17 protein-coding genes, 2 tRNA genes and 1 riboswitch are annotated in these 18,776 nt (G+C 30.9%); of the genes, 5 read left to right on the forward strand and 14 right to left on the reverse strand.

Features of this window, described 5'->3' with window-relative positions; genetic code table 11:
- Positions 1 to 7 precede the first annotated feature (7 nt).
- A complete protein-coding gene (gene mraZ / locus ACUV9F_RS04475; protein WP_446183169.1) occupies positions 8 to 439 on the reverse strand; it encodes a division/cell wall cluster transcriptional repressor MraZ in 432 nt (143 codons plus the stop codon).
- Between the two features lie 225 nt (positions 440 to 664).
- Between mraZ and ACUV9F_RS04480 the strand changes: the two genes are divergently transcribed.
- On the forward strand, positions 665 to 775 hold the full coding sequence (locus ACUV9F_RS04480) for a DUF4044 domain-containing protein (protein ID WP_446183170.1): 111 nt from the start codon (positions 665 to 667) through the stop codon (positions 773 to 775).
- Between the two features lie 63 nt (positions 776 to 838).
- Here the strand turns inward: ACUV9F_RS04480 and ACUV9F_RS04485 are convergent.
- From ACUV9F_RS04485 to ACUV9F_RS04545, 13 genes are all read right to left on the reverse strand, one after another.
- Positions 839 to 2,220 (reverse strand): IS3 family transposase gene (locus ACUV9F_RS04485; RefSeq protein WP_446183171.1). Its coding sequence is split into 2 segments (ribosomal slippage): positions 839 to 1,749 and positions 1,749 to 2,220, totalling 1,383 coding nucleotides; the frame shifts between segments, so codons are not numbered across the junction.
- Positions 2,221 to 2,289: 69 nt separating this feature from the next.
- Positions 2,290 to 2,871, reverse strand: coding sequence for an energy-coupled thiamine transporter ThiT (gene thiT, locus ACUV9F_RS04490; RefSeq protein ID WP_446183172.1), 582 nt, complete (start codon positions 2,869 to 2,871; stop codon positions 2,290 to 2,292).
- A 35-nt stretch (positions 2,872 to 2,906) separates the two neighbouring features.
- Positions 2,907 to 3,006: riboswitch (TPP riboswitch) on the reverse strand.
- Positions 3,007 to 3,067: 61 nt separating this feature from the next.
- Entirely contained in the window at positions 3,068 to 3,607 is a 540-nt protein-coding gene (gene mreD, locus ACUV9F_RS04495) for a rod shape-determining protein MreD (protein ID WP_446183173.1), read from the reverse strand.
- A complete protein-coding gene (gene mreC / locus ACUV9F_RS04500) occupies positions 3,607 to 4,464 on the reverse strand; it encodes a rod shape-determining protein MreC (protein WP_446183174.1) in 858 nt (285 codons plus the stop codon). The genes mreD and mreC overlap by 1 nt, the downstream gene beginning before the upstream one ends.
- 57 nt (positions 4,465 to 4,521) lie before the next feature.
- On the reverse strand, positions 4,522 to 5,520 hold the full coding sequence (locus tag ACUV9F_RS04505) for a rod shape-determining protein (RefSeq protein WP_446183175.1): 999 nt from the start codon (positions 5,518 to 5,520) through the stop codon (positions 4,522 to 4,524).
- A 94-nt stretch (positions 5,521 to 5,614) separates the two neighbouring features.
- Positions 5,615 to 6,271: a RadC family protein gene (gene radC / locus ACUV9F_RS04510; RefSeq protein ID WP_446183176.1), complete on the reverse strand. Its 657-nt coding sequence runs from the start codon at positions 6,269 to 6,271 to the stop codon at positions 5,615 to 5,617.
- A gap of 19 nt (positions 6,272 to 6,290) precedes the next feature.
- The gene (locus ACUV9F_RS04515) at positions 6,291 to 7,526 is read right to left on the reverse strand and encodes a bifunctional folylpolyglutamate synthase/dihydrofolate synthase (RefSeq protein ID WP_446183177.1); all 1,236 of its coding nucleotides are present in this window, start codon (positions 7,524 to 7,526) and stop codon (positions 6,291 to 6,293) included.
- Positions 7,527 to 7,592: 66 nt separating this feature from the next.
- Entirely contained in the window at positions 7,593 to 10,010 is a 2,418-nt protein-coding gene (gene leuS / locus ACUV9F_RS04520) for a leucine--tRNA ligase (protein WP_446183178.1), read from the reverse strand.
- Between the two features lie 308 nt (positions 10,011 to 10,318).
- Positions 10,319 to 11,491 carry a class I SAM-dependent methyltransferase gene (locus ACUV9F_RS04525; protein WP_446183179.1) on the reverse strand — a complete coding sequence of 391 codons (1,173 nt, stop codon included), beginning with the start codon at positions 11,489 to 11,491 and terminating at the stop codon, positions 10,319 to 10,321.
- A 67-nt stretch (positions 11,492 to 11,558) separates the two neighbouring features.
- The gene (locus ACUV9F_RS04530) at positions 11,559 to 13,034 is read right to left on the reverse strand and encodes an MDR family MFS transporter (RefSeq protein WP_446183180.1); all 1,476 of its coding nucleotides are present in this window, start codon (positions 13,032 to 13,034) and stop codon (positions 11,559 to 11,561) included.
- Positions 13,035 to 13,105: 71 nt separating this feature from the next.
- The gene (metK, locus tag ACUV9F_RS04535) at positions 13,106 to 14,293 is read right to left on the reverse strand and encodes a methionine adenosyltransferase (protein WP_446183181.1); all 1,188 of its coding nucleotides are present in this window, start codon (positions 14,291 to 14,293) and stop codon (positions 13,106 to 13,108) included.
- 872 nt (positions 14,294 to 15,165) lie between these two features.
- Positions 15,166 to 15,238 (reverse strand) — tRNA-Val (locus ACUV9F_RS04540).
- Positions 15,239 to 15,245: 7 nt separating this feature from the next.
- A tRNA-Glu gene (locus ACUV9F_RS04545) sits at positions 15,246 to 15,318 on the reverse strand.
- Positions 15,319 to 15,376: 58 nt separating this feature from the next.
- On the opposite strand from ACUV9F_RS04545, the gene ACUV9F_RS04550 reads away from it, so the two are divergent.
- The 4 genes from ACUV9F_RS04550 (at position 15,377) to glyA (ending at position 18,764) form a co-directional block, all read left to right on the forward strand.
- Entirely contained in the window at positions 15,377 to 16,018 is a 642-nt protein-coding gene (locus tag ACUV9F_RS04550; RefSeq protein WP_446183182.1) for a DNA-3-methyladenine glycosylase, read from the forward strand.
- Between the two features lie 272 nt (positions 16,019 to 16,290).
- Positions 16,291 to 16,683, forward strand: coding sequence for an SMU1112c/YaeR family gloxylase I-like metalloprotein (gloA2, locus tag ACUV9F_RS04555; RefSeq protein WP_446183183.1), 393 nt, complete (start codon positions 16,291 to 16,293; stop codon positions 16,681 to 16,683).
- 69 nt (positions 16,684 to 16,752) lie between these two features.
- The gene (locus tag ACUV9F_RS04560) at positions 16,753 to 17,502 is read left to right on the forward strand and encodes a DNA/RNA non-specific endonuclease (protein WP_446183184.1); all 750 of its coding nucleotides are present in this window, start codon (positions 16,753 to 16,755) and stop codon (positions 17,500 to 17,502) included.
- 53 nt (positions 17,503 to 17,555) lie between these two features.
- Positions 17,556 to 18,764, forward strand: a complete 1,209-nt coding sequence (glyA, locus tag ACUV9F_RS04565; RefSeq protein WP_446183185.1) for a serine hydroxymethyltransferase — start codon at positions 17,556 to 17,558, stop codon at positions 18,762 to 18,764.
- Positions 18,765 to 18,776: the final 12 nt, after the last annotated feature.

Below are 18,776 nucleotides of genomic sequence, written 5' to 3' on the forward strand. Positions count from 1 at the left end.
TTTACTCCTACAAATCAAAATCCATCATTTTTTCTGAAATATCATCAAAGTTTTCAGCCGCATTGTCGCTAAATTCATTCCATCTTTCCTTGTCCCAAATTTCAATTCTATTTGAAACACCAACAATCACACAATTTTTATCAAGGTCAGCATAATCCATCAATGAGGAAGAAATATTAATACGTCCTTGTTTATCAATTTCTGTTTCAGTTGCCGAAGAATAGAAAAATCTAACAAACGCACGAGCATCTTTTTTTGTTAGAGGTAATTGATCAAGTTGTTCTTCCAACTTTTTCCATTGGTCATTTGGATATCCAAACAAGCATCCATCCATACCCTTTGTTAAAACAAAATCATCTCCTAGACTTTGTCTAAATTTTGCTGGAACTATAACTCTTCCTTTAGCATCCAAAGTATGGTTGTATTCTCCCATGAACATCCAAATCACCTCCTTACTCCCCTAATAAATATAATATTACCACAACCCACCACTTCACACCACATAATTACCAAAAAAAGTATTTTTAAACAAGAATATCTATACAATCATTGATTTATCAATGTTTATATAGGTGGTTTTGTGTGGTAGATTATAAATATACATTTGAGTTTTATATTAAAATGCAGTAAAATTTCACTAAAATTAATATATAGGAAGAAAAAAATGGATAAAAAACCTAGTACACTAACAAAAATAACCAGAGTTTTCATCTGGTTAATGTTACTTTTAACAATTGTAGGAGTTGTTTTTGGTGCAGTCGCAGCATTAGTATAAGAAATTAAAAAAAAGAAGACGTGAATTTAAAATTGAACTGAACCCCAAATATTGGACGAAGTTTTAAGCTACTTTCTGGGATACAAACTTTCGGTACTCTACCGGACTTTTGTATCCCAGTTTTTGTTTTATTCTCACTTTATTATATTTCTCCATCCATGCTGCTACTTCTGAAACTAATTCTTCATAGGTATCAATCTCTTTTTGATGATATATATTAACTTTCAAAATATGAAAAAAACTCTCCATAGCTGCATTATCTAAACACGTTGCTTTTCTTGACATACTTTGAAATATTTTATTCTCTTTAAGTACTTTAACCCAACTTTTATGTTGATATTGAACCCCTTGATCTGAATGTACTGTAGTTCTGTAATCTAATCCTGCTGGTATTTTATTAATACCATCTTTTAAGGTGTTTACTGTAAATTCTACTGTCGGATGCTTACTTATATCCCAGCTCAATATTTCGTCTGAAAACAAATCATAAATACAAGTAAAATAAGCTCTTTGTTTGATACTTTCTTTTCCCCATCGTATTTCAGTGATATCTGTAGTTAATTTTTGATAAGGTCTATCAGTATTAAAACGACGATTAATTCTATTCTTAGCTATTTTACCCACTGTACCCTTGTAAGAATTATATTTCCGTGTTTTCTTGTTATAAGCTGTAGATAGTAAATTCATTTCAATCATTAATCTATAGACTTTTTTGTGATTAACTTTAAATCCTCGATTATGAAGCTCACCTGTTACTGGACGATATCCATAAGTATCATCACTTGTTTTAATATCTTTGATAGCTTCTTTTAATTCTTGATCACTATTATTGTTATCAAGCAGTCTTTTAGAGTTATATTCATAAGTACTTTTAGGCATGTCTATTACTTTAAGGATGTTCTTCAAAGAATATTTCTCTTGCCTTAGTTCATTTACTATTTGTGCTTTTTGCCATCTTGTTCCTGAACTAAGGCCTTTAGTTTTTTTAGATATTTATTTTCTATTTCCAAAAGCTCGTTTTTTTCTCTTAGTTTTTCTAATTCTGTTTTTTCTTTACCTTGTTTAGATTGTTTTTTAGAATTCATTATCTTTGTCCGCCCTTTATTACGGTACAATACTTCTATTCCTTCACAATCTAACTTATGTTGCCACTGCCAAATAGTTCCGGTATTGGATATATTAAAGTGAAGGGCTGTTTGTGGATAAGAAGCATTGTTTTGTTTCATCCATTTTAAAACATTCACTTTAAATGAGCCATCATAAGTTGAAATTGGTGATAATATATTCAACCCATCTAAACCAAACTTTTTATAACGGTCAATCCAGGTATATACTATAGAATCATTTGTTATATGATATTTCTTGATTAGATTTGAAACTCCTATTGAAGTATTGAGATATTCAGTAACAATCTTTAATTTTAATTCTTTAGAATATTTAACCATACAAAAACCCCCGATATTGGATTTGGCCCAATATCGGGGGTTCAGTTCAAATTCACATCTTCTTTTTTTTTAATTTTTTGGAATTATCAATGTTTTCATAGACCTTGATAATAATAAAAGTACAACTATTACTAATATTATATTGGCAATCGCACTTCCCCCATTAACTACTAGGGAGTATACCCATGGATTCATTCCTTTTGGAGCATATGAACCCCAATAATATCCACCCGCAATAAAATGAATAAAATATTTACTAACAATTCCTAATGATCCAAAAAGAATAGCTGATAACATAATACTTTTGTTACTTCTCAAATCACTTTGTATTTTTGTATACCCAGTTCCCGCAAGTCCTACTAAAGCAAATGCAATGAAATATTCTAAGAATCCTTGCAATGGATTAAGAACACTTCCATCTCCAATTCCTCTTAAGATAAGATCTAAAATTCCCCAAGTTAGTCCTGATAAAGTTGCTGGAACAATTCCTCTTCTAAAAGCAAAAATTATCAAAGGTACTAATCCATACGAAAATTCCACTGCGGAAATTCCTGTAGTATGTGGTAAATAGTTTAAAGCCATAGCAAATGCAGTTATAATTGCACCTTCTACTGTTACTTGTAAAGCATTTTTGTCCTTAGTTTTTTCCATAAAAAAACCCCTTTCATGATTAGTCATCACAAAAGGAGTTTCCTCCACACAAATCCCTACGCTTGTACTAACAAACAGGTTCTAAGGGTCTGACACTACATCACTCTCAGCCAAATGGCTCCCCTTTGTGAGACTATTGATTTATTACATAAAAATATAAGATAATAAGAAAAAAAAAGCAAGTCATTATACTTACTCAATATCCTCTTCGAAATTCTATTATCTTGTCCGTTACCCAAGAAATTGGTAGTAATAAAATGATGAAAGTAACCAAATTAAATATTACTGTTGGAGCAATTGTATAGGTAATAAAATCTGCAAAGCTTAAGCTTACAGTTTTAAATATTAATCCTAGTAAATAAACAATTACATGAATACCGATTAAAGACAATAAGTACAAAGACACCTCAATTATAAAATTATCTGCTAATATATCTTTCAATATATAAATAAGAGCAACAAATAATGGTAGTAAAACAACATAAATGCCAAAAATATTCATATAAAATATGTCATAAAACAATCCAAAAATAGCCGCATAAATAACTATTTCTTTAGACATAGTAAATTTAAATGCGAATATTATAAGCATCATTAACATAAACTGAGGTAACCCATTATTACTTTTGTCATTTAAAAAATCAAGATTATATTTGACTACACCATCTAAACAAAAGCCAAGTAATAAAAGTAAAAAAGGAGCAATTAATTTAAGAATTTCACTAAATCTTTTCATTAATTATCACCTACACTTCTATTAATAACAGTGACAACAGTAAATTTAGTTAAATCCGTTGCAGGCTTTACATAAATTACATTAGATAACCCATAATCATCCTTTTTAACATTAGCAACTGTTCCAATAAATAGACCCTTAGGAGTTATACCTCCTAGTCCTGAAGTAACAATTTTTTGTCCTGGCTTTACATCTTTTATAGAGTTAACTTGTCCTAATTCTAACAAGTTAGAATTGGAATCATATTTGGTAATAATTCCGTTAATATTAAGCGTATCTGATAAAACTTCAGCAGCAAATTTATTACTTGAAGAGTTTTCTGAAGAAATAAGTTCAACTTTAGAATTAGTTTTATTTACATCCGCAATTCTACCAATCAATCCTGAACCAGACATAACCGGCATGTTCTTTTTAATGCCCTGATTTGATCCTCGATTAATTACTAAATACTCTTGCCAATCACTAGGAGATCTACTAATAACAGAAGCATTAATTTTTGAATAGTCTGTTAACGTATTATAAAGCTTTAATTGCTTTTTCAAATCCTTATTTTCGTTTTTAACAGTGTCTAAACTAACTTGAGTTTGTTTATATTCCTGCAACTTAGCTTTTAATTTTTTATTTTCAGAATAAGTATTTAACAAATCAGAGGCATTTGATCCAAAATTTCTAATTGCATTAAACGGAGCTGAAACTGTTCTACTCAATAAGCCAATAGTATCATTACCAGCTTGTTGGAAAAATGGAGAATCATTTTTACCATCACGGATATTAAGTGATACTGCAATTAATCCAAAAGTCAAAATAACAGATATCATCAATATAATCAATTTTTTATTTGAGAAAAACTTATTCATTCTATACTCCTAATAATTGAAATAAAAAAGCAGGTTCTATTATAACCCGCTGCTTTTTTAGTGGCGTCTTATTACATCGATATTCTTTAATGATTCACCAGTTCCAATAGCAACACATTCAAGAGGATCTTGTGCAATAAATACAGGAACACTCGTCTCATCAGAAATCACTTCCGCTAAGTTGCCTAGTAAAGCTCCACCACCTGTTAAAACAATACCATGATCAATAATATCAGCAGCAATTTCTGGAGAAGTTTCTTCTAGTGTTTCCTTAACGGCATTAATAATTTCAGCAACATCTTCGTGAATAGCACGAGCCGCATCTACCGATGTTAATTCAATTGTTTTTGGTAATCCAGTCATTAAATCACGACCTCTGATTGAAATAGACTGTGCTTGATCAGCTCTTTCAACAGATGCTGATCCAATTTCCATTTTGATTTGTTCTGCAGTTCTTTCACCAATTAGTAAACTAAATTGTTGTCTTACATATGCAGTAATAGAATCATCAAATTTATCTCCGGCTACTCTAATTGAACGTGATGAAACAATACCACCAAGAGCAATTGTAGCAACATCAGTTGTTCCACCACCAATATCAACAACCATACTACCAGTTGGATCCATAACAGGTAGACCGGCACCAATAGCTGCAGCAAATGGTTCTTCAATAACGTAAGCTTCTTTTGCACCTGCCTGTTGAGTTGCTTCAACAACAGCACGTTTTTCAACTTCTGTCACACCACTTGGTACACAAACCATAACTAGTGGTTTGCTTGATCCAATAGTTTTCTCAAGAAAATATTTCATCATTGCTGCAGTTGTATCGTAATCAGCAATAACTCCATCTTTCATTGGGCGAATAGCAACGATGTTCCCCGGTGTTCTACCGATCATTTCACGGGCTTCAGAACCAACAGCAACAGTTTCTCCAGTAACAGTGTTTTTTGCTACAACTGATGGTTCATTCAATACAATTCCTTTGCCGTCTATATAAACTAATGTATTTGCAGTTCCTAAATCTATCCCTACGTTTCTAGTACCTATTCCAAACAAAATAATCGCTCCTTGAGTAACATAATAAGTTAGAAAGATTATATCATAAAACTGTTAAAAATTTATCAAATATTTGTCCTTCTCGGCTATTTTCCTACATTAGTGCCTCTTCTTTCAAGCTGAGATAGGAATCTTTACCAATTATTAAATGATCAAGTAACTCGCAGCCAATCAATTCACTACATTTTAATAACCTATTTGTGAATTCAATATCTTCTTTAGATACTGACAAGACACCGCTAGGATGATTATGTGCAATAATAAATTTTGAAGCTGATAGTTGCAAACATCTTCTAAATATATCTCTTGGATGAACTGTAGTTGAATTCAGTGTCCCTTTAAATACATTATCTATTTTTATAATTTGATTTTTAGTGTCTAAATAAGTGACTATAACAAGTTCTTGACTAATTCCTGTCAGTTTACTAATCAATAATTCACCAATTTTTTTACTTGAATTTATTTCTTCAAACCTAACTGTTTTACCAAACTGAACTCTTTTTCCAAGTTCTATCGCTGCTTTTAATTCAATAGCACGGCACTTTCCCAATCCTTTTATCTTTTTTAAATCTTCAATATTTGAATATTCAATATCACAAATATTTCTGTATTTATTTAATAAATTTTCAGTTATTTCTTCAACAGTTGCACTTTTATTTCCTGATCGTATAAGTAATTTTATTAATTCAAAATTTGTCAGACTTTCTACTCCAAATGCTTCCGCCATTTCTCTTACGTCTATTTTGCTCACCTCATCATCCACAATGAAATTACGCAAAATATTTTAAAACTATCGAAACAAAATGTAGCGAACCCGTAATAATTAACGTTTCATCGTTACTTGTTTTTAAAAAATTACTTATAAATGATTGCCAATTATCTGTAAATGGATAGTTCAAGTTGTTTTTTCTTATATCTTCTTTTTTTAGACTTCTATTTTCATCAAATGTAGTCAGTGTAATATCTTTTGATATTGTTTTAAACTCGTCTAATACAGAATTAAAATTTTTATCTTTCATCATAGCTACTAAGAATTTCACTTTCTTATTTTTCAATATTTTAGTTATTTCTTTTGCAGCATGAATATTGTGAGCCCCATCTAAAATTATCTCAGGATTATCATGAATTTTTTGCATTCTAGCCAGTATTTTGACTTCATTCAATGATTTATTAATCACTTTTTCATCTATTTTTTTCTTTTTAAAATCCTGATATACAATAAAAGCTGCTAAAGCGACGGCCATATTTTCAACTTGATAATCAACTACATTTTCCAAAAAAATATGTTCTAATTTATTATTTTGAAAATAAAAAGCATATCTGTCATCTTCTTTTTTTATAAGTGAAAAATCATTATTCAACTCAATGATTTTTGAATCACATTGAGATGCTTTATTTTTAAAAATCGGTAATAATTTTTTTTCAATATCCCCAAGTACAACATAACTATTCTTTTTTATAATTCCAGATTTTTCGATTGCTATGTCTTTTAAAGTAGGACCAATAAGGTTTTGATGATCTAAACCGACATTATTAATAATTGATATAGTAGAATCTATTACATTAGTTTTATCGTGTGTTCCACCTATTCCCACTTCAATTACTGCTATGTCGACTTTTTTTTGACTAAAATACAAAAAGCCTAAAATCGTAACAAATTCAAACTCAACTAGTTGTACGTTACCTAAAACTGAATTAATTTTATTTGTTAAGCTTATCAACTCATCATCACTTATAAACTCATTATTAATTTGAATTCTTTCGTTAAACTTAACAATATATGGAGATGTAAACATTCCAACTTTGTAGCCAGAATTTATTAACATTTGATTGATGTAATGGGCTACTGATCCTTTACCATTTGTTCCTGTAATATGAATTGTTTCGTAATTAGTTTGAGGATTTTTTAATCTTTTTAATATTATATTCATATTAGTAAAATCTGCGGTTTTATGAAACTTAGGTAATCCGTGTATATATTTAATTACTTCATCTATATTATTCATACTTTTATTTATACTCAAAAGTAAGTCCTATTACAAATAAAAAAGCAGACTATGTCTGCTTTTTTATTATTTAACAACAATATTTACCAATTTATTTGGAATTACGATAACTTTTACAACGTCTTTTCCATCTATAAATTTCTTTACATTTTCTTCATTTAACGCTAGTTCTTGAGCAATATCATTTGGTGTTTCAACTGGTAGTTCAATCTTTCCACGAAGTTTTCCATTAACTTGGACAATGATTTCAACTTGATCATCAACTAATGCACTTTCGCTATATGTAGGCCATTTAGCATAAGTTAGTGAATCTTCATTTCCCATTTTGTTCCATATTTCTTCCATCATATGTGGAGCAATGGGAGCTAATAGTTTTACAAATCCTTGTGCATATTCGCTTGGAATTTCTTTCACCTTATTAGCAGCATTTACAAACACCATCATTTGTGAAATAGCAGTATTGAAATGCAATTCTTCATAGTCTTCTGTCACTTTTTTAACTGTTTCATTATAGACCTTATCTAAAGATCCGTCATTATTATCAACGATGGTATCCTTTAATGTATCTTCATCATCGTCATTGATAAATAATCTCCAAACTCTTTCTAAAAATCTATGTGATCCAGCTAAACCTTCTTCACTCCAAGAAATAGAGGCATCTAAGGGTCCCATGAACATTTCATACAATCTTAAAGTGTCAGCACCATATTCTTCTACAACATCATCAGGATTTACAACATTACCCTTTGATTTTGACATTTTTTCATGATTATCACCAAGAATCATTCCTTGATTATATAGCTTTTGAAATGGCTCTTTTGTTGGTACAATCCCTAAATCATACAATACTTTGTGCCAAAATCTTGCATACAATAGATGTAATACAGCATGCTCTGCGCCACCAATGTACATATCTATTGGTAACCAATTTTTTAGTTTTTCTTTATCGGCTATTTCTTCAGAATTATGAGGATCAATATATCTTAGGTAGTACCAAGAACTTCCTGCCCATTGAGGCATTGTATTTGTTTCACGACGACCTTTTCTTCCATTTTCATCAGTTACATTTAGCCAATCAGTCAAATTAGCAAGTGGACTTTCACCTGTTCCTGAAGGTTTGATATCAGTTTCTTTAGGTAAAACCAATGGCAATTCATCTTCTGGCACCAAGGTTGTTTCACCATCCTCCCAATGTATTACAGGAATTGGTTCTCCCCAGTATCTTTGACGAGAAAATAACCAGTCACGTAAACGATAGTTTACTTTTTTCTTTCCAATTTTCTTTTCTTCTAATAGATTAATCATTTTATCAATTGCAGATTGTTTATCCATTCCATCCAGAAAATCTGAATTAATATGAATTCCATCACCTGTATAAGCTTCATTGTCAACATTTCCACCATCTATTACTTGCTTAATTGGCAGATCAAATTTTTTTGCGAATTCGTAGTCTCTTTCATCATGAGCAGGAACAGCCATAATTGCGCCTGTACCATAAGTTACTAAAACATAGTCAGATATCCATATAGGCATCTTTTCTTTTGTTATTGGATTAATCGCATAAGCACCTGTGAAGACTCCAGTTTTATCATGACTCAAATCTGTTCGATCTAAATCTGATTTATGAGATGTTTCTTCAATATATTTTTTAACTGACAATTCTTGATCAGCTGTGGTTATTTTATCAACCAACTCATGTTCAGGTGCCATTACTATATATGTTGCACCAAAAATAGTATCTGCCCTTGTTGTAAAAACATCAAAATCTTCTTTAATTCCATCAACTGCAAATGTAACTTCAGCTCCTACAGAACGACCAATCCAATTTCTTTGCATATCTTTAATATTTTCTGGCCAATCAACAAGATCTAAATCATCAATCAATCTATCCGCATATGCCGTTATTTTTAACATCCATTGACGCATCGGCTTTCTAATAACTGGATATCCACCACGTTCTGTTTTACCATCAATTACTTCCTCATTAGCTACAACTGTACCTAAATCCGGACTCCAGTTAACTGGAACTTCAGCTTCATAAGCTAGACCTTTTTTATAAAGTTGCTCAAATATCCATTGTGTCCATTTGTAATAATTGGGGTCTGTAGTATTAATTTCTCTATCCCAATCATAAGAAAATCCAAGTGAATTTATTTGACGTTTAAACGTAGAAATATTTTTTTCTGTAAAATCTGCAGGATTATTACCTGTATCTAAAGCATATTGTTCAGCAGGTAATCCAAAAGCATCCCATCCCATTGGATGAAGAACATTATATCCTTGCATTCTTTTCATTCTCGACAAAATATCTGTAGCGGTATAGCCTTCAGGATGACCAACATGTAATCCTTGTCCAGAAGGATAAGGAAACATGTCCAATGCATAATAATTTTTCTTGTCTGTATCTTCAGTAGTTTTAAAAGATTTATTTTTTGCCCAATATTCTTGCCATTTTTTTTCGACAGTATTGTGATTATAAGTCATATAAGTTCTCCTCTTAAATTAACAACAAAATAAAAAGCCACCCCATAATTAACATAGGGCGACTTTATCGCGGTACCACCTAAATTCTATTCAAAATGAATAGCACTCTAATTGGCAGTAATAACCGCCTTATTTAAATAGATTCAATTAATCATATAGACAAGTTCATCGATATTAAGTATATACTTTCATCACCCGTATATTTTCTAAAAAATAATATTCGATTACTACTCCTAATACAAATAACATTCTACTTAAAAAGATATCTAAAGTAAAGAATCTTTATAGGTGTTCTTCATATTTAATACTTATTTATATATATAATCTCTAGTCATCGGTAAATCGACACTTGAAGGCCCCTTTGTAAGTAGAAATTGAATAACATCTATATTACCTGAGGCAAATGATGCAGCACAAGCCTGTAAATAAAGATCAAACATTCTGATAAAACGCTCATCCTTTGTTTTCTTAATTTCTAAAAGTTGGTCGTTAAAATTCTTATCCCAAATTTCAGTTGTTTTTTGATAGTGTCGGCGAAGTGTTTCAATATCACTTATTTGTAGATCAGTATTCAAAATATTTTGAATATTTTCTTCCAAACCAGGGATATATCCACCAGGGAAAATGTACTTATCGAGCCAAGCATTGCTTGCCCCTTCACCTTGTCTTGTAATTCCATGAATCAAAGCACTACCATTATCATTTAAAAATTCTGAAATATCTTCAAAATAACCAGCCAAATTATCTTTCCCAACATGTTCAAACATTCCAACAGAAGTTACATAATCCCATTTTCTACCTTCCATTTCACGATAGTCAGTTAAGATTACTTCTGCAGAATCTTGCAAACCTAGTTCTTCAATTTGTTTGTTCACGTAATCAAATTGCTCTTGACTTAATGTTATTCCCGTAACCTTTAGCCCATATTCTTTAGCCGCAGTAAGCATTAACGTGCCCCATCCACAGCCAACATCTAGTAAAGTCTTTCCAGGCTTTGGATCAAGTTTTTTGATTATATGATGCACTTTGTTTATTTGAGCAGTTTCTAAATCATCATCATCATTTTCAAAATAAGCACAAGAATAAGTCATTGTCTTATCTAACCATAATTTATAAAAATCATTTCCTATATCGTAGTGACTATGAATATATTCTTGATTTTCTTTTTCAGAGTGTTTCTTATTAGGTAAAAACTTCTTTAACTTTTTATTATAAAAAAAACTATTCTTTGAATTGTAAGCAGCTAAAATTAATTCCTCAATGCTTCCTTCAATCTCAAGTTTTTTATCCATATACGCTTCACCTAAGGCTAGTGACGCATTATTTGCTAGTTCTTTTATTGGAATTATTTCATTAAATTTAATTTGAACTTTTGGCAAACCTTCACCATAAGTTTCGCTTTTACCGTCCCAATAAGTAACCATAACAGGTATATTAAAGGAGTTCTTTAAAAATTGTTTGTAAAAAGTTTTTTCTAGCATGTATATCACCTTTTAAAATTTAATATAAATACCGTACACCTTTAAATTAATATCTTCAACTAATAGACTATTTTGTCTGTTTTAATAAGTCATTATTTTTAAACTCTAATAAATTAAGCAATAAAGTGAAAATTATTAATAATAATCCTACTAAATAGATACTGTGAATTCCATTGAATAAAATCTGCTTTAATCCGGGTAAAAGATTATGTGGTAACTGTCCTGCTGTTTGAGGATCAATTAGTTTGTTCATCATATCCATTGTATAATGTTTGTTTTTCGCAACTCCAGATAGCATTTTTTGATTTAACACAATTCCAAATACAGATACCATTAAACTTTGTCCAATAGTCCTACACAAAGTATTAAAACTCGTTGCAACACCTATTTCATTTGGTTTAACAGCTGATTGTGATGCTACCGTGGTAGTAGTTATCGTTAGTCCAAAGCCAATACCGGAAACTGTTGCCACCAATAAGAAATACCAAAAAGGTGCATTTATAGGAGCTAATATCAATCCAAATACCGAAACAAATAGGAAAAATAAACTAATATAAATTATTTTATTTGGCGCATATTTTTTTAATAGACTACCAGCCCACAAAGAAGCAACAACCCACATTATTGAACTAGGTGTCACAGCAAAACCTCCAAGAGAAGCCTTTAGCCCAAGAACTCCTTGCATCCAAGTTGGTAAATAAGCTTCAAAACCGATTAAATATCCACTCACAAGAAGAGCAATTAAATTTTGAATAACAAAAGTTTTATTTTTAAACAGTTCTAACGGAATAATCGAATCTTTCGCATTTTTTTCAATATGCACAAAAATAAATAATGAAATAATTGATATGAGAATTAAGACAATTGGTATAAAAATATTTTTGTTAGATAAGTTTTGTAGTCCTAGCATTAATGATAATAACAAAATAACTAATAAAGCAGTGCCTTTATAGTCAATAGAAGTATTTTGGTGCTCAATGCTTTCTATAAGATATATCCAAATCATACCAATAGTTATTAAACCAATAGGAATATTAATCATAAATACCCAATGCCAGCTTAATTTCTCTACAATAAATCCTCCTAATAAAGGAGCGATAACAGAAGCAATTCCCCAAGAAGATCCATTTAGTCCAATAACTTTTGCTCTTTTTTCTATTGGATAAATATCAGCAATAATTGTAAACGCTATCGGCTGAATTGATCCAGCTCCAATTCCTTGAATAACTCTAGATAAAATCAATGCAATCATTGATTGAGAAAGACCACATAATAATGACCCAATAGTAAATAAAACTAAACCAAAAATAAATACTGGCTTTCTTCCTAAAATATCCGCTAATTTCCCATAAACCGGTGTTGATAATGCAGTCATTAATAAATATATCGAAAATACCCAATTCATTAATGACACACCGTGCAAACTACCTATAATAGTTGGCATCGCCGTTGATACTATTGTCCCTTCAACGGCTGTCATAAATGTTGCTACAAAAACTGCAACTGTTACTACTTTTACATTTGTTTCTTTTTTAGTTTGCATAATACTCTCCTAAAATTCCAGTAAAAAAAGACGCTCTTTGAATTTCTTCAAAAAAACGCCTCTTTATCTCGCTAACTTAGATATTTTTTAATATCATCCACCTTATCTAAATGTTCCCAAGGTAAGTCAACATCTGTACGTCCAAAATGACCATAAACAGAAGTTTGTTTATAAATTGGTCTTTGTAAATCTAACATTTTTATAATACCAGCTGGTCGTAAATCAAATAATTCACGAATACAGCTTATAATTTTTTCTTCACTAACCTTACTTGTTCCAAATGTATCAACATGTATTGAAACTGGTTGTGCTACACCAATTGCATAAGCAATTTGAATTTCAAATTTATCTGCAATACCTGCTGCAACCATATTTTTAGCTATATATCTAGCAGCATAACTTGCAGAACGGTCAACTTTTGTGGCATCCTTTCCAGAAAAAGCACCGCCACCATGATGTGCAACTCCTCCATAAGTATCAACAATAATCTTGCGACCTGTCAATCCGGAGTCACCTTGTGGTCCACCAATTACAAAACGACCAGTAGGATTAATAATAAACTTAGTCTTTTCATCAATAAGATTTTCAGGAATAACTTCCCTAATTACTATATTTTCAACGTCAGTTTTTAGTTGTTCTAAAGTAACATCTTCATCATGTTGAGTACTTAATACAACCGTATCAACTCTAAAAGGCATCCCATTTTCATCATATTCTATTGTGACCTGCGCTTTTGCATCGGGTCTTAGATATTTTAATATACCGTCTTTTCTAATCTGTGCAATCTTTCTCATTAATTTATGTGATAAAGAAATAGAAAGAGGCATATATTCTGGTGTTTCATTTGTTGCATATCCAAACATCAATCCTTGATCACCAGCACCAATTTTATCTAATGGATCGACATCACCATTACGATACTCAATGGCATCATCGACTCCCATTGCAATATCAGGTGATTGCTCATCAAGGGCAATCAAAACAGCACAAGTATTCCCATCAAATCCAATTGAAGAACTATTATATCCAATATCTTTAATAGTTTTTCTTATTATTGATTGAATATCAACATAAACCGAAGTTGATATCTCACCAACAACTAGTACTAAACCTGTAGTAACAGTAGTTTCGCAAGCTACTCTTGCATCCTTATCTTGTTGCAAGATAGCATCTAAAATGGCATCACTGATTTGATCGGCAATTTTATCAGGATGTCCTTCAGAAACAGATTCTGAAGTAAAAAAATGTTTTTCTTCCATAATTATCCACCTTTCGGTTACAGGGCAAATCCAATATACGGACCCCATTAGGATTGTCTCATTGTAACAATTTACTATATTACCATATTTAATTGACGTAATAAATAAACTTGAATAATATATACTGTATGAAGACAATTAATTCAAAAAAAACACGCCCACTTATCATGAGAATATTGGATACTATCTTGGATATATTAAGCATTATCGTATTTCCTTTTATATTCTCAGGTCACTTTAAAATCACTCACTTAACCGGTTATAATTATGTAATTATTTTTATTACTCTAATATTTATTTACAAGGACATTTTTATACCAAAAAATCCTAACAAATACTTTGATAGTCTATTTTTAGTGATTTTCCTATCTATGAGTATTGTATTTAGCTTTAAACTAAATACATTAATTACATTAATTAGTATATTTCAACTTCTGCTATTCATTCTAGCCAAGATAGTTAAAAATAACTCTCCAATAGTTACAGATTTAATTTTTAATTTTGTAACACCAATTTTTTTAATGATTATTTTGATTTATTCACTAACAAAATTTGTTAGCATATCAGTAATCATCATGGTTTTATTAATAAATACTTTTTCATTAACTTCAAATTATATTGAGATAAGCTATAAATCTCTTTTTACAATTATCGTGATACTAATTTTAACTATTGTAATGTGTGTAGGACAATATATAACGTTATTTAGTGGATTATCAATGTTTGCAACACTACTTTTAGCAGCGCTGATAAAATATTATTTCAATATTGAACCAAAATCGAGCTTCACAAGACTATTTATAAGCGCCATTCAATTTTTTATTTAAAACAACAAAAAAACACAATCAAATGATTGTGTTTTTTTGTTAATATGGAGGATACAGGGTTCGAACCTGTGACCCCCTGCTTGTAAGGCAGATGCTCTCCCAGCTGAGCTAATCCTCCATGCCAATGACCCGTATGGGACTCGAACCCATGTTACCGCCGTGAAAGGGCGATGTCTTAACCAACTTGACCAACGGGTCAATCATAAGCACAAGTGATATTATATAGTATGAATATAAAACATTGCAAGGAAAAATTATGGAAAAAGATAAAAAAATTCAAGATTTCTTTCAAGGACAATCAACACAACAAATTGCACAGGACTTGTTAGGAAAAAAACTAACTTACGAATGCAGTTTAGGAAAAGTATCAGGAATTATTGTGGAAACTGAAGCATATCTAGGAACGATTGATAAGGCTGCACATAGCTATAACGAGCGACATACTCCAAGTAACGATCCATTATATCAAGAAGGCGGGACAATTTATATATATTCTATTCATAGCTATTTAGATATGGACATTAGTGTCCAAGAAAAGGACAACCCAAATGGAATTTTAATACGTGGAATACAACCTATAGATGGCCTAGATATAATGAAAAAAAACAGAAAAATTCAATCGCCTTTTGAATTAACAAACGGTCCCGCTAAATGGATGCGTGCGTTCGGTATAACTGATAAAAAATTGTCCGGCAAATTTCTGAATTCAGATTCCCTATCTTTATCTTATGAAAGAGTAAAGAATCCAATCGAAATAAAAACAACACCTAGAATCGGTATAAATAATAAAGAACCTTGGACATCAAAGCCATTGAGATATTTCGTTAAGGGAAATCCATATGTTTCAAAAATAAAAAAATCAGAATTTGATTTAGCAAGTTATGGATGGAGAGCATAATTTCTTCATAAGTTTAAAAAAATATCCAAACTTATCTCTAAAAGTAACTGAATATTTTTCTAAGTTAATTCACAACTCTTAAATAGAATATAGTTCATCAAGAGTTATAAATACTCTTGAAATACAATTACTAAAGAGGTAATTATATGTCAAACAACTACTTTGAATTTATAAATAAAAATATCTTAATACAACGAAGACTACTACTTAGGTGGTGGTCTTTTCTTTTGAAATAATAATCTGATAAACTTAATTTAAACAAGGAGAAAATTATGTATAAACCAAATTTTGATTCAATTCATCATATAGCAATAATCGCCAGTAACTATGATAAAGCTAAACAATTTTATGTCGATATTTTAGGATTTAAAATAATTCGTGAAAACTCCAGATCCGAAAAAAATGATACAAAGTTAGATTTAAAAATTAATGATAACACCGAATTAGAAATCTTTATTAAAGAAGAATCTCCAAATAGATTAAGTTATCCAGAAGCTAGAGGGTTGAGACACTTAGCCCTTAAAACTAACAGCATAGAAAAAGATGTCAACTACTTAAAAAGTCAAGATGTAAAGGTTGAAGATTTACGTAAAGATGACTATACAGGCAAAAAAATGGTCTTTTTTTACGATCCAGATAACCTACCAATTGAATTACATGAATAAAAAAAGTCTATTTTTAAAATAGACTTTTTTATATAATAGAACCATTACATTAAAAAGAGAGAATTAATTTTGTCAAAATATAGACGCAAATCTAAAAACTATACCCCTACTACTGCACTTATTATCATCGTAGTTGCATTAATATCATTTTTTATTAATAGGCCCACAGAAAACGGACAAAAGCCTCATAATAATTCTAATTATGAGCTTGCGACTGGAAACAAGAATATCAATACTGACAACGAATATTCTGAGCTCTCATCTTTAAACTATGATAACAAACAAGAATTAGTAATAAATAACAATAATCCAAATTTTTCAGATGCAGAATTATCACTAAAAAATGGTGCATGGCAATCTTTTGGAAACTTAGACTCTTTAGGTCGTTCAACAATTGCGAATGCAATGCTAAATAAAAGCATAATGCCAACAACAAAACGAAAGCCACTTTATGTAAACCCTACAGGATTTCATAATAAAGAGGTTAACGGTGAATATGTATATAATCGAAGTCATCTAATTGGATATCAATTGACGGGACAGAATAATAATTTACGAAATCTAATGACTGGAACAAGAAGTTTAAACTCACCAGGTATGAATAAATATGAAATGGATATTGCTCAATTTTTAAAACAAAATCCTGATAAATATGTTAGGTATCAAGTTCGACCAGTATATCGTGGAGATGAACTAGTAGCACGTGGAGTACAAATAAAAGCCCAATCTATTGGTAGTAATGAAGTTCATTTAAATGTGTATATCTTTAATATAGAAAAAGATGCAAAAATTGACTATGCAACTGGATATATTAACTAAATTCTCTCTATTTAAGATATAATAAATTTATCAAATATTTGGAGGTGGATTAAATGGATGAAATTTTCAGTATTATAAAAAAAGAAGAAAAGCGTCAACAAGATAATATAGAATTAATCGCATCAGAAAATATTGTTTCAGATGCTGTTAGAGCTGCTCAAGGTTCTGTGCTTACTAATAAATATGCAGAAGGTTATCCTGGTGCTCGTTATTATGGTGGATGTGAATATATTGACGAGATAGAAACTTTAGCAATTGAGCGTGCAAAAAAATTATTTGGTGCTGAGTACGTTAATGTTCAGCCACATTCAGGATCACAAGCTAATGAGGCAGCATATAAAGTTCTTGTGAAACCTGGTGAAAAAGTGCTAGGAATGTCTCTAGACGCCGGTGGACATCTAACCCATGGTTCAAAAGTAAATTTCTCTGGAAAAACTTATGATTTTTACAGCTATGGTGTGAACGAGGACGGTTGGATTGATTATGACGAAGTTAAAAAAATCGCTAAAGAAGTTCAACCCAAATTAATTGTTGCTGGGGCTTCAGCATATAGTAGAATTATTGACTTCAAAAAATTTAGAACTATTGCCGATTCTGTAAATGCAAAATTGATGGTAGACATGGCTCATATTGCCGGATTAGTCGCCGCTGGTTTACATCCATCTCCAATAGGAATAGCAGACGTTACAACTACAACAACTCATAAGACTCTTAGAGGTCCACGTGGTGGAATGATCCTCGCTAATTCTGAACTTGGCAAAAAAATTAATTCTGCAGTTTTCCCTGGCACTCAAGGTGGGCCATTAGAACATGTAATTGCTGGTAAAGCAGTCGCTTTTGGTGAGGATTTACAACCTGATTTTAAAGAGTATTCGCAACAAATCATTAAAAATGCTCAGGCAATGTCAGAAGTATTTCAAAACTCAGATAAAGTCAATGTTTTAACAGGCGGAACTGATAATCACTTATTGATTATTGATTTAAGAAAAACAGATCTAAATGGAAATGATTTACAAAATTTGTTAGATACAATTCATATAACTACTAATAAAGAAGCTATCCCTAATGATCCTCTTCCTCCAAAACTTACATCTGGATTAAGAGTTGGTACTCCAGCAATAACAACACGAGGATTTAAAGAAGATGACTGTAAAGAAGTCGCACAGATCATACTTGAAGCAATCGATTATCATGATAATCAAGAAAAACTTAATGAATTATCTACTAGAGTATTAACATTAACTTCAAAACATCCAATTTAAATAAAAAAAGAC

The organism is Daquilactobacillus linshuiensis, from assembly GCF_052828685.1.

Excerpts from the sequence above, each read along its gene's own strand:
- leuS (WP_446183178.1), bottom strand. The coding sequence starts at position 10,010 with ATGACTTATAATCACAATACTGTCGAAAAAAAATGGCAAGAATATTGG.
- ACUV9F_RS04525 (WP_446183179.1), bottom strand. The coding sequence starts at position 11,491 with ATGCTAGAAAAAACTTTTTACAAACAATTTTTAAAGAACTCCTTTAAT.
- gloA2 (WP_446183183.1), top strand. The coding sequence starts at position 16,291 with ATGTATAAACCAAATTTTGATTCAATTCATCATATAGCAATAATCGCC.
- ACUV9F_RS04550 (WP_446183182.1), top strand. The coding sequence starts at position 15,377 with ATGGAAAAAGATAAAAAAATTCAAGATTTCTTTCAAGGACAATCAACA.
- mraZ (WP_446183169.1), bottom strand. The coding sequence starts at position 439 with ATGTTCATGGGAGAATACAACCATACTTTGGATGCTAAAGGAAGAGTT.
- ACUV9F_RS04530 (WP_446183180.1), bottom strand. The coding sequence starts at position 13,034 with ATGCAAACTAAAAAAGAAACAAATGTAAAAGTAGTAACAGTTGCAGTT.
- mreC (WP_446183174.1), bottom strand. The coding sequence starts at position 4,464 with ATGAATAAGTTTTTCTCAAATAAAAAATTGATTATATTGATGATATCT.
- ACUV9F_RS04480 (WP_446183170.1), top strand. The coding sequence starts at position 665 with ATGGATAAAAAACCTAGTACACTAACAAAAATAACCAGAGTTTTCATC.
- thiT (WP_446183172.1), bottom strand. The coding sequence starts at position 2,871 with ATGGAAAAAACTAAGGACAAAAATGCTTTACAAGTAACAGTAGAAGGT.
- metK (WP_446183181.1), bottom strand. The coding sequence starts at position 14,293 with ATGGAAGAAAAACATTTTTTTACTTCAGAATCTGTTTCTGAAGGACAT.
- glyA (WP_446183185.1), top strand. The coding sequence starts at position 17,556 with ATGGATGAAATTTTCAGTATTATAAAAAAAGAAGAAAAGCGTCAACAA.
- mreD (WP_446183173.1), bottom strand. The coding sequence starts at position 3,607 with ATGAAAAGATTTAGTGAAATTCTTAAATTAATTGCTCCTTTTTTACTT.
- ACUV9F_RS04515 (WP_446183177.1), bottom strand. The coding sequence starts at position 7,526 with ATGAATAATATAGATGAAGTAATTAAATATATACACGGATTACCTAAG.